We start from the raw sequence: 13,519 nt of genomic DNA, 5'->3' as shown, positions 1-13,519 counted from the left end.
CCATTACAACGCGGGAGCGGCTTGCTCCTGGTGAGCGTTATGCAGGACTTCGATCAGGCAGTCCTCCAGCTCAAAGCGCTCGTGGAGCAACTGACCCAGGCGTTTCAGCTCATCGATCAGCGATACCGAATCATGGCAATCGCCATTGTCGCAACGGTCGTTGAACGCCAGCGCCACCTCGGTGATGGCCTCGATACGTGGATAGATCTGCTTGGCCAACTCGAGGCCGCGCTGATCACCAAAGGCCTTGGCTTCGCTGGTCAGTTGTTCATAGACCTCGAAGTGTCCGGCTGACACGTAGTCGACGAGAATTTCGCAGAAGTGCTGCAGCGTTTCGGCATTCGCGCTCGGCGCTTGCGGCGAGCTGTTGATGGCCGCGTAGGCATCTACCAACTCCTTGCGCTCTTGCAGCCAGCGGTCGATCAGCAGGTGAACCCCACCCCAACGTTCCTGAGCGTTCTGACAACTCTCGAGCATGATGACCTCTACTTCCCTATTGCTATTAGTGTTGTTCGCCTGCCCCGAGACATTTTTTTGTCAGTCGACGCAGGGGATGGGAAGACAACCGTGAAACGGCAACTTTCCGGCGGTACATGCGAGCCAGATTATTCCCGCACGCCTAAGCCTTCAAGGCAGCCCGGGAGAAAATTTCATACAAGCGTTTAACTTGTCCTCACGCAACCCTGCCGATCGCTCCAGTGGTTAGATCGGCGCTCCCAGCGCAACAGTCGCTCCGCCAACGACAACCGGTGCCGGCTCGCCCAGGCGCTGATCGAGCAGGCTCAAGCCTTCCTGATACAGGCTGTTGCTGCGTTCCAGCTCACCCAGTTGCGCCAGCAGGCGAGCCAGCTCGACACAGGTTTCCGGGTGCCGCTGCAAGGCCAGGCTGCTCTCCAGATAATCACGCGCCTTGCCCCACAGCTGGTTGTGCAGGCACAGACGTCCCAGCGTCAGCAGCAAACCAGCGTCGCTCGCATGCTGCTGCAACCAGCCTTCGGCGGCCTGCAACTGGCGCTCCAGATCAAGCCCGCGCAGCAGCCCGTAGAGGCGCACCAAGCCGCTGTCGTAATGCTGCTTCAGGGCATGGCGCAGCAACTCTTCGGCATCGTCCTCGGCACCCAGCCCACGCAATTGCTCGGCATATACCGCCAGCAGGTCAGGCTCCTGGCGCAGCGCAGCGCTCATGCTCTGCCAGGCCTGCTGCAGCGCTGCCAGCCCCGCCTGTTCGTCGCCCTCGAGCGCACGCCCAGCCTGCAACAAACGCCCGCGCCAGGCCTGGCGCTCAAGTTCGCTCAACTCGGCGTTGCCCAAGGCTTTTTCCTTGCGCAAATCCGCCAGCAACCCGAGCAAGGCCGACCAGTTGCCCGATTGCAGGTAGAGGCGCTGCAACTGCCGCAGCACCAGATGATGGTGCGGGTAGCGCTCACGCATGACCTGCAAGGTGTCCTGCGCCGCCGCCGCCTGGCCGCGCGCCAATTGCAGTTCGGCATGTTGCAAGGCAATCGCCAGCTCCGCCTGGGGCTGACGATCGAGGGCTTTCTCCAGCAGCGCATCGCTGTCTTCATAGCGCCCCAACTGGTTCGCAGCGCGAGCGGCACCCAAGTAATAGCTCAGCGGTTGCGCCTCTCCGGCGGCGGCCCGCTGCAGATGGCGCAAGGCGCGAGCCCAGCGGCCTTCGGCCAGGTCGAGAAAGCCCTGTTCGGAGGCCAGGCGTACGCGCCGGCGGCTGTGCAGGCGCGACCAGGGATTGAGCAGGCCGCCCGAGGTGGCCAGCATGCGCAGCGTCAGACGCACCAGGTAGATCGTCAGCCAGAGCACCAGCAGCAGCGCCAGAAAGGCCCACAGACTGGACTCATAACGAAAGCCCTGGAAGGCAATCAGCACATAGCCCTTGTGCTCGGCCAGCGGCAAGCCGAACAGCACCAGGCTGGCACCGGCGGCCACCACCGCCAGCACGATCAGCACCACATAGAGGCGCTTCATTGCAGCGCCTCCTGCAGTTGCGCCTCGGCATCCGCGTCAGAACCCACCTCGACCTTCTGTTCCGAACGCGCCGACCGCTTGGCATGCAGATACGCCTGCACCGCATTCAGGGCCGGGCCGAGATCGGGAGGGGTGATGGCCACAGGGCGTGTTGCCAACTCGTCGATACGCGCACGCAAGGCGCGGCTGTTGGGGTTTTCCACATCGAAATGCCCATCGAGCACTTCGCGAGCCTGCTGCAAGGCCTGTTTATAGACAGCCGTCTGACCGTGCAGGGCCGCCCACTGCGCCTGTTCCAGAGCCAGGCTGAGCGCCAGGCGCACCTGGGTCAGGGCCTGGCCGGACAGCAAGGGGCGAATGTTGTTGTCGGCGTTGAAATCGAGGCGGAAGTATTCCGCCAGCGTCTGCAACCAGCGCTGCCACCACTGCTGCTCGACGCCCTCGCTGGCCAGCTCATTGAGCACCCCGCCCGCGCCATCGAAGGTCGGGGCCTGGGCATTCAGCTGGGCAACCTGCTCGCGCAGTGCGCCCAGTTGCAGGAACAGTCCGGTGCGATCGGGATTGGGCGTGCTGCGCAGTGCCTCCAGGCTCTTGGCCAATTGCTCGCGCGCCGAGAACGCCGCCGGGTCGTCCTGCTCCTGCAGAATCTCATCGGCAGCCTGAACCAGCGCGGTGGCGCTGTTGATGTCCTGCAGCGCAGACAGGCGCAGGCTGGCCAGGCGCAGCAGGTGCTCGGCCTCGGCCAATCGCCAATCCTGGCGACTAGCCCCCAATACGGTTTCCAGACGCTGGTTGAGCAACTGCTGATCGCCTTGCAGCTGCGCGAGCAGGCGGCGGCGGCTGTCCAACTCTTCGGCAGTGGGCAACTGGGCCAACTGTGTGCTGAGCTTCTGGCTGCCTTGCGCCAGACGCTGCGCCTCCGCGCTGACGGTCTGCAGCTGCCCCGCCTGCTGTTGCCCGCGGGCATCCAGCGCCTGCATTTGCCAGAGCCCCCAGCCACCGGCGGCCACACCTGCCGCGCCAACCAACAAGGCCAGCAGCGCCAGCCCATTACCCCGCGCGGGCGGCGTGGCGGCGGGCTGCTGTGCTGCCAGCACGTCCGGCTCGGGTTGTTGCTGCTCTTTCGGGGTAGTCGCTTCGCTCACGTATCCATCCTTTGCGTCAGAGGTCGGGGGCAGGTTGCGCCTGCAACGCTGCCAGCAACGCCGCAGCACTCGCGCCACGACAATCCACAACAGATTGCGCACCCGCCGCACGGGCCATTTCGGCCACCCGCGGGCTGGGTACAAACAAGGGTAGCCGTGCCAAAGCCGGCCAATCCGCGCCGGCCAGCTCGCACAAATGTACAAAGCCCTGCCCACTGCTGACCACTAGGCCATTCAGGCGTTCGCCACGCACTCGTTCAAGCAAGGCTTCAGGCGGGTAGTACGTCAACAATCGGCGATAGAGTGGCAGATAGTCCACCTGCACACCTTGGCCGCGCAAACGCTCGCCGAGTAACTCTCGGCCAGTATCACCGCGCATGATCAATACCCGCGCATTGACCGTGGCCGCCAGCACCTGCTGCAGGCGCGACAGATCGAGCAAGGCTTCACTGTCATCACCCTGCGCCGGGTATGACACGTCCAGACCGTAAGCAGCGAGAATTTCCGCCGTGGCGGCACCGACGGTAAACCAGGCCTGCCCGGCCGCGGGCTGCGGCCGGTAGCGCTCAAGCAGCTGCAGGCCAAAACGCGCGGCGGGCTTGCTGACGACGATCACCGCGCAGTACGACTGCAGCTGCGCAAGGGTGGCGCGCTGCTCGGCACTTTCCGCCAGGGCCTCGATGGCCAGCAGCGGCATGCTGCTGCTGTAGATGCCCTGCTGCGCAAGGGTCGCCGCTAAAGCGGCAGACTCCTGCGCCGGCCGAGTCAGCAACAGGCGCCATCCACTCACTCGGCAGCGGCCTCGCCATACACCGCCTGCAGAATGGCCGCCGCGCCCTGCGCCAGCAACGCCTCAGCCACCTGCACGCCCAGCTGCTCGGCAAGCGCAACCGGTGCGCGTTGTTCGGCACGCAGCAGTTGCGTGCCATCCGGCTGGCCGACCAGGCCGCGCAGCCACAGCTGCTCACCTTCGAGCACCGCATAACAGGCAATCGGCACCTGGCAGCCGCCATTCAGGTGTTTGTTCAGCGCGCGCTCGGCGGTGACCCGCACGGCGGTATCGCGGTGATGCAATGGGGCAAGCAGTGCGTGAATTTCTGCATCGCCGGTGCGGCATTCGATCCCTACCGCGCCCTGACCACCCGCCGGCAGGCTGTCTTCGACCGTGATCGAGGCGCGGATACGGCTCTCGAAGCCCAGGCGGATCAGCCCGGCGGCGGCGAGAATAATCGCGTCATACTCGCCGGCATCCAGCTTGGCCAGGCGGGTGTTGACGTTGCCACGCAGGAACTGGATTTTCAGATCCGGGCGGCGCGCCAGCAATTGCGCCTGACGACGCAGGCTGGAGGTGCCGACCACGCTACCCGCCGGCAGCGCATCGAGGTTGGCGTAGGTATTGGAAACGAAGGCGTCGCGCGGATCTTCGCGTTCGCAGATGCAATACAGACCGAGGCCCTCGGGGAAGTCCATCGGCACGTCTTTCATCGAGTGCACGGCGATGTCGGCCTGGTTTTCCAGCAGAGCGGTTTCCAGCTCTTTGACAAACAGACCTTTGCCGCCGATCTTCGCCAGCGGCGCATCGAGCAGCTTGTCGCCGCGACTGACCATCGGCACCAAACTGACTTTCAGACCAGGGTGCGCCTGCTCCAGGCGGGCTTTGACGTGTTCGGCCTGCCACAGGGCCAAGGCACTTTTACGGGTGGCAATGCGGATTTCGCGAGACATGGGCAATTCCAGAAAACGGACTGCCGGGGATAATAACAGGCTGGCCCGCCGCAAGCCTGCCACCCAGAGTCGATCCGGGCCAGCAGACGGCGGCTAGAGGTGATGCATCAGCTTGCGCACCCCGGCCACATGCCGGCGGCTGACGATCAGCGCTTCCTCGTTCATGCCCTTGAGGAACAGTTGAAAATGCCCAAGCGGGGTGCGCTGCAAGCGCTCGATACGCTCGCGGGCCACCAGGGCATTGCGGTGGATACGCACAAAGCGATCACCAAACTCGTCCTCAAGTGCCTTCAGCGGCTCATCCAGCAGCACTTCGCCACCGGCGTGGCGCAGGGTCACGTACTTGTGGTCGGCGATAAAATAGATCACCTGATCCAGCGGGATCAGCTCGATACCTTTGCGGGTGCGCGCACTGATATGGCTGCGCGGCCCGCCGCCGCTGTCCAGCGCCGGACGGGTCAGTGCGGCAAGCTGCACGCGGTTCGGCCGCTCGGCTTTTTTCAAGGCTTCACTGAGGCTTTCCGAACGCACCGGTTTGACCAGATAACCCACGGCGCTGACCTGAAAGGCTTCCAGGGCGAATTCATCATGGGCGGTGCAGAAGATCACCGCCGGCGGTGCCTCGCGTTCGCACAGCCGCGCCGCCACCTGCAAACCATCCAGGCCGGGCATACGGATATCCAGCAACACCACATCCGGCTTCAGGCTGTCGATCAGGCTCAGCGCCTCCTCGCCATTGCTGGCTGCGGGTTCGAGCACACGATAGCCATCGAGCTCGCCCACCATACGGCTTAGGCGCTCACGGGCCAGGGGTTCGTCATCGACAATCAGGACATTCATAATGCACGGGCTTCCTGCATGGGTCTGGCACAAGGATAGCGTAGACAAGTGAAGTGGCGACCGTCACGGCGCTCTACGCTGAGACTGGCACGCGGCCCGAAAAGTGCCACCAATCGCGCATCGATATTGTTCAGCGCCTGATGGGTACCACGTGAAGGCGGCTCCTCGCCGAGTTGTTCGTATGGATTGCTCACGCACAGCTGGAATACCCCCTCGTGATAACTCGCCTCGACCCGCACCAGGCCGCCCTCGATACGCGGCTGAATGCCGTAGATCAGGGCGTTCTCCAGTAACGGCTGCAAGGTCAGTTGTGGAATCGGCAGATCGTCCGGCACATCGGCAACCTCCCACTGCAACTGTAGTCGCTCGCCAAGCCGATAGCGCTCAATCGACAAATATCGTTGCGCCAGCTCCAGCTCCTCGCGCCAGGGCACCAGGCTGCCAGGCTTGGCCAAGCTGGCGCGGAACAGATCGGAGAGGTCCAGCACGGCCTGCTCGGCCTTGTACGGGTCGACCACCACCAGGCTGGCAATGCTGTTCAGGCTATTGAAGAGAAAGTGCGGACGAATCCGCGCCTGCAACGACTCGATGCGCGCGCGCAACTCTGCCTGCTCCTGGCGACGCCACTGGCTTAGCAGGTAGAAATAACGCAGCAGCAGCGCCGACATGATCAGGCTGATCAAGGCATGGCGCAGGTACAGGTTGACCTCGCCCGCCCGCGGCAGCGGCCCCCCCAGTTCGTAATAGTCGGCAACCGCGGTACAGCCCAGGCTCAACCCGACCACAATCGCACAGCACAATGCCCCCGCCGTGGCCGCTGGCATGCGCGCCATAAACGGCCGCAGGCGGCACAACACCGCGGCCGACAGCAGCACGATCCACTGCACGAAGAGCGAAGTCAGGGCCAGGCGCACCCAGTCGAAGCCCGGCTGCATCGGCTCGGACAGCACCAATACCAGCACCAGCAGCTCGGCCAGTAGCACCATGCTCAGCAAGGCATCCGGCTGGCACAGTTCGGGAACGAAGAAGTCGTCGACCGGTGGTAGTTGTTTTTCGGGTAAAACGTTTTTTATTTTCATCACGGCAGTTTCCGCGTGGGCCGCTCCAGCGGCAAGGTAGACAGCTCCGGCCGGGCAAAATAAAGCGCCGAAATGCGCCCGGGCCGATAAAACTGTGACCGGCGCAACATTGCCCGGCATAAGCCTAGCTGCCGCCCCTGACAAAGCGACGCGGCGAATTTGCCTGCCAGCCTGTTATTATCGGCGCACTTTTCCGTCTTGCCGGCCGCCACGCGCGGCCAGCCCGTTTTAGCGCACTAGCCGAGCGAAGCCCATGAGCACTGAAAAAACCAACCAATCCTGGGGCGGCCGCTTCAGCGAGCCTGTCGATGCCTTCGTCGCCCGCTTTACCGCCTCGGTCGAATTCGACAAGCGCCTGTATCGCCACGACATCATGGGTTCAATCGCCCACGCCACCATGCTGGCCAAGGTTGGCGTGCTGACTGACGCCGAGCGCGACGCCATCATCGCCGGCCTGACGCAGATTCAGGGCGAGATCGAAGCCGGCCAGTTCGACTGGCGCGTCGACCTGGAAGACGTGCACATGAACATCGAAGCGCGTCTGACCGACCGCATCGGTGTCACCGGCAAGAAGCTGCACACCGGCCGTAGCCGTAACGACCAGGTCGCCACCGACATCCGCCTGTGGCTGCGTGACGAGATCGACCTGATCCTGGCCGAGATCACCCGCCTGCAGCAGGGCCTGCTGGAGCAGGCCGAGCGCGAAGCGGCAACCATCATGCCTGGCTTTACCCACCTGCAGACCGCGCAGCCCGTGACCTTCGGCCATCACCTGCTGGCCTGGTTCGAAATGCTCAGCCGTGACTACGAGCGCCTGGTCGACTGCCGCAAGCGCACCAACCGTATGCCGCTGGGCTCGGCCGCGTTGGCCGGCACCACCTACCCGATTGCCCGCGAGATCACCGCAGAACTGCTCGGTTTCGACGCCGTTGGCGGCAACTCGCTGGACGGCGTATCGGATCGCGACTTCGCCATCGAGTTCTGCGCTGCCGCCTCGATTGCCATGATGCACCTGTCGCGCTTCTCCGAGGAGCTGGTGCTCTGGACCAGCGCGCAATTCCAATTTATCGACCTGCCGGATCGCTTCTGCACTGGCTCCTCGATCATGCCGCAGAAGAAAAACCCGGACGTACCTGAGCTGGTACGCGGCAAAACTGGCCGGGTATTCGGCGCACTGATGGGCCTGCTGACCCTGATGAAGGGCCAGCCGCTGGCCTACAACAAGGACAACCAGGAAGACAAAGAGCCGCTGTTCGACGCCGCCGACACCCTGCGCGACTCGCTGCGTGCCTTTGCCGACATGATCCCGGCGATCAAGCCCAAGCACGCGATCATGCGTGAAGCGGCGCTGCGCGGCTTCTCCACCGCCACCGACTTGGCCGACTATCTGGTACGCAAGGGCCTGCCCTTCCGCGATTGTCATGAAATCGTCGGCCACGCAGTGAAGTACGGCGTGCAGAGCGGCAAGGATCTAGCCGAAATGAGCCTCGACGAACTGCGCCAGTTCAGCAACCAGATCGGCGACGACGTGTTTGCCGTGCTGACCCTGGAAGGCTCGGTCAACGCCCGCGACCATATCGGCGGCACCGCACCGAATCAGGTGCGCGCAGCTGTGGTACGCGGCAAGGAGTTGCTCGCCAGCCGCTGAGGCTGCAGCCGCCGGGTGCCACGCACCCGGCCCTTCAAGGACGAAAACGATGTCTCTGCATATCCGCACCGCTACTGCCGAAGACGCCGCGCTGATCCTGCGCTTTATCACCGACCTGGCGATCTACGACAACGCCGAGCATGAGGTGCAAACCGATGTGGCCGGTATCGAAGCGAGTCTGTTCGCCCCGGACAGCAGCGCCCATGCGCTGATCTGCGAGCACGAAGGCCAGCCCATCGGCTATGCGGTGTACTTCTTCAACTACTCGACCTGGCTGGGCAAACACGGGCTGTACCTTGAAGACCTCTATGTCAGCCCGGAAAAACGTGGCCTGGGCGCGGGCAAGACCCTGCTGCGACACCTGGCGCAACTGGCCGTGGCCAAAGGCTGTGGCCGTTTCGAGTGGATCGTGCTGGACTGGAACCAGCCCGCCATTGAGTTCTACCAATCATTCGGCGCACAGCCGCAGGACGAATCGACCCCCTACCGCCTAACCGGCCAGGCCTTGCTGGATTTTGCCCAGGGCTAAGCCGCCACCTTCCGGAGTACCCCATGAGCGAGCAAGACGACGAAGATTTTGCCCAGGACACCCTGACCCAGGCCATCGAGAACCAGCTGGAAGCCGGCGAGCCGGCCTTTGTCCAGGCGGTGCTGAACAAACTGAGCCTGGTCGGCTACGAGCGCGAGGAGATCATCGAGCTGATGGCCCTGGTGCTGGCCGACGAAATCGATGCCATGCTGCTCGCCGACCGCGGTTTTGATCTGGCCCGCTATGAGCAAGGCCTGCGCGCCCTGCCGGAACTGCCCGAACAGAAGTAGCGGACGGCGCACAGATATTTAACCCACCCGCCGCCGACTTCTGGCAGCATCAGGTCACGGCAGACTGCCCGGCACTTCACTACACTGCCCTGGCAGGCTGCCCATGTTTCAGCCGATTTACCGCAGCGGGTGCTGCCGGCCCCAGGCCGCAGCTCACTAAAACAAGAAGCTGGAGTACCTATGGCCTTTACCCCCGAACTGATTGCCGAACTGGAAATCCTTGCGCTGTTCAACCTGGGCACGACCCAGGAAGGAATCAAGGTTCACCACACCGCCGCCCCGTCTGCCATCGCCGCAGCCAAACGCTTGCATGACAAAGGCCTTATCGACCAGCCCGATGGTGGCTACCTGACCAGCCTCGGCCTGGATGCCGCCGAGCACGCGCAAGTTCTCCTGACCATTCTCAATGTGACCGAAGCGGCCTGAGAACCTACCCCTCTCACCACCGTAGCCTGCGTTGCACCAGCACCCTCAAGCTGCCGGCGACGCAGGCGATAACCCGGTACCCGCAGCCGTTTGCCAGCCCCCTGGCAAGGCACGATGTCGTACCGCCCTGCAGAGCCTGAGCATGAGTCGCACCGAAGAAATTCGCCCGGATATCGAAGACGGTATCGATCGCAAGGTGCTGACGCAGCTGCGCGCCCGTTTCCTCAAACTCAATCAGGGTCGCCTGCAACGCGCCATGCAGGCCCTGTCGACGCGCCAGCAGCTGGTCCTCAAGCTGTTGCCGCTGCTGTTTCACGTCAATCACCCCCTTTTGCCCGGCTATGTGTCCGGGCTGACCCCGGCCGGCCTCAGCGGTTTCGAGCCGGATGACGAACTGCTCGCCGAAGTGCAGCGGCTGACCCGCTCGTTCGCCTACAAACCCTATCGCGGCAAGCAGGCTTTACCGATTCACGGGCTGTTTCTGATGGGCAGCCTGGGCACCGTGGCTCAGGCCGAGCAGAGCGATATGGACCTGTGGGTGTGCCACGCCAGCGACCTCAACCCGGAGCAGTTGCGCGAGCTGAGCAAGAAATGCGAGCTGCTGGAAAGCTGGGCGGCGACCCTGGGTGCCGAGGCGCATTTCTTCCTGATCGACCCGGCGCGCTTTACCCAGGGCGAGCGCGAGGCCCAGCTGACCTCGGATGACTGCGGGACCACCCAGCATTACCTGCTGCTCGATGAGTTCTACCGCACCGCGATCTGGCTCGGCGGGCGCACGCCGCTGTGGTGGCTGGTGCCGGTGTATGAGGAGCAGCGCTACCAGCACTACACCAACGAGCTGCTCTCCAAACGCTTTATCCGCGCCGAGGACGTACTCGATCTCGGCCACCTGGCGCGCATACCGCCGGAGGAGTTTATCGGCGCGGGCATGTGGCAGCTGTTCAAGGGCATCGAGTCGCCGTACAAATCGGTGCTCAAGTTGCTGCTCACCGAGGTTTACGCCAGTGAACATCCCAAGGTCGAGTGCCTGTCGCTGCGGTTCAAACAGGCGGTGTTCGCCAATCGCCTGGATGTCGATGAACTCGACCCCTATATCGTGGTGTACCGCCGCCTGGAGGAATACCTGGTCGGCCGCGGCGAGCATGAACGCCTGGAGCTGATCCGCCGCTGCCTGTACCTCAAGGTCGACAAGAAGCTCAGCCGCCCGCCGCGCAACAACCGCAAGAGCTGGCAGCGCCTGCTGCTCGAGCGCCTGACCCGCGACTGGAACTGGGACAGCCGCCAGCTGGCGATGCTCGACAGCCGCAGCCAGTGGAAGGTGCGCCAGGTCAGCGCCGAACGGCGCATGCTGGTCAACGAACTGACCTACAGCTACCGCTTTCTCTCCGAGTTCGCCCGCAGCGAACAGGCCGGCAGCTCACTCAACAGCCGCGACCTGGGCATTCTCGGCCGCCGGCTGTACGCCGCCTTCGAGCGCAAGGCCGGCAAGATCGAATTTATCAACCCGGGGATTGCCCCGGACCTCGCCGAAGACACCCTGACCCTGGCCCAGAGCCCCAGCCCGGATGCGCCCAATGAAACCATGTGGGCGCTGTACAGCGGCAGCGTGAATGCCCAGGAGCTGGAGGATTTCTCACCGCTCAAGCGCTCGCGCGAGCTGATCGAGCTGCTCGCCTGGTGCCAGCGCAACGGCGTGATCGACAGCAGCACGCGCCTGTCGCTGCATCCGGGCCATAGCGACCTGACCGAGTTCGAACTGGCCAACCTGCAGGCGAGCCTGCAGCAAGTGGTGCCGCTGCCCTTGCCGGCGGTCGATGAAAGCGCACTGCTGCGCGCCAGCGTGCCCAGCGAGGTGCTGCTGCTGGTCAATGTTGGCGTCGACCCGCTCAAGCAGTTCAGCCAGATGAACATGCACATGACCACCGAGCGCACCGATGCGCTGGGCTACTCCGGGGTGCGTGAAAACCTGATCTTGACCATCGACCAGGTCACCCTGAACAGCTGGAACGAGCTGCTGGTGACCCGCTATGACGGCCCACACGCCCTGCTCGATTGCCTGCGCGACTTCCTCAACAGCCTGCCCAACGAAGGCAAGAAGCCCAACCTGCGCGTACGCTGCTTCTGCCGCAACCGTGCCACGGCGATTGCCGAACGGGTCGAAGAGCTGTTCCGTGAAACCCTCGCCAGCTTCAGCAGCGAACAGGCCAACCGCTTTCTGCTGCAGATCAAACAGCAGTACCACGTGCTGGAACTGAAACCCGGCCAGGTCAGCCATACCAGCCTGAAAGACCTGCCGGCGCTGGTCGAGCACCTGGGTGAGGAATTGCCCGGCTACAGCGAGCTGCACCTGGATCGCAGTGCGTTAGAGGGCGAAGACCTGGCGCTGATCCTGCCTGTGGGGCGGCCGCAGTGCATTCAGGTGTTCTACCGCTTGAATGAGGCCAGCGCCACGGCCGAGCTGAGCGTGCTCGACGAGCACAATGCGCTGTGGCGACAGAACATGCCCTACCGTGATGAACAGAGTCTGCTGACCCCATTGCAACGCTTTCTGCAGTCGGTGCTGTACCGGCGCAATGCCCTGCTGCCGCTGGACAACCTGCCGGCACACCAGCCGCTGGAGGTGCTGTATTACCAGGTGCTGCCGGATGCGCCGCTGCGCGCCCAGCGCCTGGAACGGCGACCGCCGCCGCTGTCGCCGATCAGCCACCCGTTCTATGACGTGCAGGCCATCGTCGAGCCGGCGGACCATAAACGCTCCCACGTCACCCTGTACTGCAACCACCGCGAGTTTTCCGAACTGGAGTACGCCGGCGACCTGTTCGCTGCGGTCGCCCAGCACATCCTCGCGCAGCGCCGTGATGGCGCGCGCTACCCCTGCTATATCACCGACCTCGACCTGTCAGCGGTGCTCGGCGAGGGGCATATGCAGAGCGTGCATTACCTGCGCTACAAGGGCCGCCTGGAAGCGGCGCTTAATCAGGCGCTGCAGAAAGCCTGATCAGTCGCGCATCGGTGCCTGTGGGTTCTGCAAGGCGTACAGGTAACAGCCGGCCAGGCTGTGATTGTCGCCTACCGAGGCGTAGCTGGCGCTGAAGGTTACTGCCAGCCCCAGGTGTTGATACAGCCACTTGCCGGTCACTCCCGGCGGCACCTGCGGCACCAGATCACTGTCATTCACTACGCGGAAAGTCGGCACCTGCAGCCCGTTGTAGTGCGCGGCAAAGTCCGGGGCGGCCACCCGCGGGCTGGCGAAGCTGTAATGCTGCAACGGCAGGTCGGGCCAGCGTTCGCGCAGATCGAGCACCGCCAAACTGGATATCGCACCACCCAGGCTGTGCGCGCACAGCCACAGCGGACCGTTCGGCCGCAGGCTGTCGATGGCCTGCAAGGCCTGATCCCGCAGCGAAGTGTAGAGTTTGAGAAAGCCGTCATGCACATTGCCCAGGCCAGCTTGCCAGGGGTAGGCGCGCTGATCGGCATCCAGGTCATCCAGCCAGTCCTGCACCGTGTCGGTACCGCGAAACACCAGGTAGACCTCGCCCTGCGGACCACGCGCAGCAAAGCCAAAGGGTTCCGACTCATTGAGAAAGTGCAGTTCGCTGAGCACGCTCCAGATCGGCGCGGAGAACTGCCAGTCCGCCAGCGACGGCGGCTGCCAGGTGAAATCCTGGGGGCGGCGCGGGCGCTGCTGGGCTTGCCACTGGCCGTACTGCGCATAGGCCGCGTCAACCAACTGGGCGCACAGCAGCGCCTGAGGGAGAGCAAAGCCTGAGGGGAAATACAGGGGCAGACTGGACATACGGGCCTCCTTGCCGGAATGCGTGATACGCAGATTTATACCGCCGCGCTCAGCG

The 13,519-nt window shown here is 63.8% G+C and carries 13 protein-coding genes; 5 read left to right on the top strand and 8 right to left on the bottom strand.

All coding sequences use genetic code 11. The features are described from left to right. Positions 1 to 3: 3 nt before the first annotated feature. The 7 genes from rsd to WBK23_RS19575 all read right to left on the bottom strand — a co-directional run bounded on the left by rsd (position 4) and on the right by WBK23_RS19575 (position 6,772). Entirely contained in the window at positions 4 to 477 is a 474-nt protein-coding gene (gene rsd, locus WBK23_RS19605; RefSeq protein WP_424485606.1) for a sigma D regulator, read from the bottom strand. 225 nt (positions 478 to 702) lie between these two features. Further along, positions 703 to 1,983, bottom strand: coding sequence for a heme biosynthesis HemY N-terminal domain-containing protein (locus WBK23_RS19600; protein WP_424485605.1), 1,281 nt, complete (start codon positions 1,981 to 1,983; stop codon positions 703 to 705). Continuing rightward, a complete protein-coding gene (locus WBK23_RS19595) occupies positions 1,980 to 3,128 on the bottom strand; it encodes a uroporphyrinogen-III C-methyltransferase (RefSeq protein WP_424485604.1) in 1,149 nt (382 codons plus the stop codon). The genes WBK23_RS19600 and WBK23_RS19595 overlap by 4 nt, the downstream gene beginning before the upstream one ends. A gap of 16 nt (positions 3,129 to 3,144) precedes the next feature. Next, positions 3,145 to 3,918, bottom strand: coding sequence for a uroporphyrinogen-III synthase (locus tag WBK23_RS19590; RefSeq protein WP_424485603.1), 774 nt, complete (start codon positions 3,916 to 3,918; stop codon positions 3,145 to 3,147). Beyond that, positions 3,915 to 4,853 (bottom strand): hydroxymethylbilane synthase, encoded by a 939-nt coding sequence (gene hemC / locus WBK23_RS19585; RefSeq protein ID WP_424485602.1) that lies wholly within the window; start codon positions 4,851 to 4,853, stop codon positions 3,915 to 3,917. The genes WBK23_RS19590 and hemC overlap by 4 nt, the downstream gene beginning before the upstream one ends. A 93-nt stretch (positions 4,854 to 4,946) precedes the next feature. Continuing rightward, entirely contained in the window at positions 4,947 to 5,693 is a 747-nt protein-coding gene (locus tag WBK23_RS19580; protein WP_424485601.1) for a LytR/AlgR family response regulator transcription factor, read from the bottom strand. Further along, complete coding sequence (locus WBK23_RS19575; RefSeq protein WP_424485600.1) at positions 5,690 to 6,772, bottom strand: sensor histidine kinase; 1,083 nt, start codon at positions 6,770 to 6,772, stop codon at positions 5,690 to 5,692. Before WBK23_RS19575 ends, WBK23_RS19580 begins: the two co-directional genes overlap by 4 nt. Before the next feature lie 253 nt (positions 6,773 to 7,025). Here WBK23_RS19575 and argH point away from each other — a divergent pair, with 253 nt between their 5' ends. The 5 genes from argH (at position 7,026) to WBK23_RS19550 (ending at position 12,663) form a co-directional block, all read left to right on the top strand. Then, a complete protein-coding gene (gene argH / locus WBK23_RS19570; protein ID WP_424485599.1) occupies positions 7,026 to 8,420 on the top strand; it encodes an argininosuccinate lyase in 1,395 nt (464 codons plus the stop codon). 49 nt (positions 8,421 to 8,469) lie between these two features. Continuing rightward, complete coding sequence (locus WBK23_RS19565; RefSeq protein WP_424485598.1) at positions 8,470 to 8,949, top strand: N-acetyltransferase family protein; 480 nt, start codon at positions 8,470 to 8,472, stop codon at positions 8,947 to 8,949. 23 nt (positions 8,950 to 8,972) lie between these two features. Continuing rightward, positions 8,973 to 9,239 (top strand): hypothetical protein, encoded by a 267-nt coding sequence (locus tag WBK23_RS19560; protein ID WP_424485597.1) that lies wholly within the window; start codon positions 8,973 to 8,975, stop codon positions 9,237 to 9,239. A 180-nt stretch (positions 9,240 to 9,419) separates the two neighbouring features. Continuing rightward, positions 9,420 to 9,665, top strand: a complete 246-nt coding sequence (locus WBK23_RS19555; RefSeq protein WP_424485596.1) for a TIGR02647 family protein — start codon at positions 9,420 to 9,422, stop codon at positions 9,663 to 9,665. Between the two features lie 142 nt (positions 9,666 to 9,807). Further along, complete coding sequence (locus tag WBK23_RS19550) at positions 9,808 to 12,663, top strand: class I adenylate cyclase (RefSeq protein WP_424485595.1); 2,856 nt, start codon at positions 9,808 to 9,810, stop codon at positions 12,661 to 12,663. On the opposite strand, the gene WBK23_RS19545 is transcribed toward WBK23_RS19550, so the two are convergent. Next, positions 12,664 to 13,464, bottom strand: coding sequence for a lipase family protein (locus WBK23_RS19545; protein WP_424485594.1), 801 nt, complete (start codon positions 13,462 to 13,464; stop codon positions 12,664 to 12,666). Positions 13,465 to 13,519: the final 55 nt, after the last annotated feature.

Source organism: Pseudomonas sp., assembly GCF_049653025.1.
Classification (GTDB): domain Bacteria; phylum Pseudomonadota; class Gammaproteobacteria; order Pseudomonadales; family Pseudomonadaceae; genus Aquipseudomonas.
The sequence above is the reverse complement of the archived record's forward strand: the minus strand, read 5'-3'. Positions and strand labels throughout refer to the sequence as shown.

Excerpts from the sequence above, each read along its gene's own strand:
- WBK23_RS19550 (WP_424485595.1), top strand. The coding sequence starts at position 9,808 with ATGAGTCGCACCGAAGAAATTCGCCCGGATATCGAAGACGGTATCGAT.
- rsd (WP_424485606.1), bottom strand. The coding sequence starts at position 477 with ATGCTCGAGAGTTGTCAGAACGCTCAGGAACGTTGGGGTGGGGTTCAC.
- WBK23_RS19555 (WP_424485596.1), top strand. The coding sequence starts at position 9,420 with ATGGCCTTTACCCCCGAACTGATTGCCGAACTGGAAATCCTTGCGCTG.
- hemC (WP_424485602.1), bottom strand. The coding sequence starts at position 4,853 with ATGTCTCGCGAAATCCGCATTGCCACCCGTAAAAGTGCCTTGGCCCTG.
- WBK23_RS19545 (WP_424485594.1), bottom strand. The coding sequence starts at position 13,464 with ATGTCCAGTCTGCCCCTGTATTTCCCCTCAGGCTTTGCTCTCCCTCAG.
- WBK23_RS19575 (WP_424485600.1), bottom strand. The coding sequence starts at position 6,772 with ATGAAAATAAAAAACGTTTTACCCGAAAAACAACTACCACCGGTCGAC.
- WBK23_RS19580 (WP_424485601.1), bottom strand. The coding sequence starts at position 5,693 with ATGAATGTCCTGATTGTCGATGACGAACCCCTGGCCCGTGAGCGCCTA.
- WBK23_RS19565 (WP_424485598.1), top strand. The coding sequence starts at position 8,470 with ATGTCTCTGCATATCCGCACCGCTACTGCCGAAGACGCCGCGCTGATC.
- WBK23_RS19560 (WP_424485597.1), top strand. The coding sequence starts at position 8,973 with ATGAGCGAGCAAGACGACGAAGATTTTGCCCAGGACACCCTGACCCAG.
- argH (WP_424485599.1), top strand. The coding sequence starts at position 7,026 with ATGAGCACTGAAAAAACCAACCAATCCTGGGGCGGCCGCTTCAGCGAG.
- WBK23_RS19600 (WP_424485605.1), bottom strand. The coding sequence starts at position 1,983 with ATGAAGCGCCTCTATGTGGTGCTGATCGTGCTGGCGGTGGTGGCCGCC.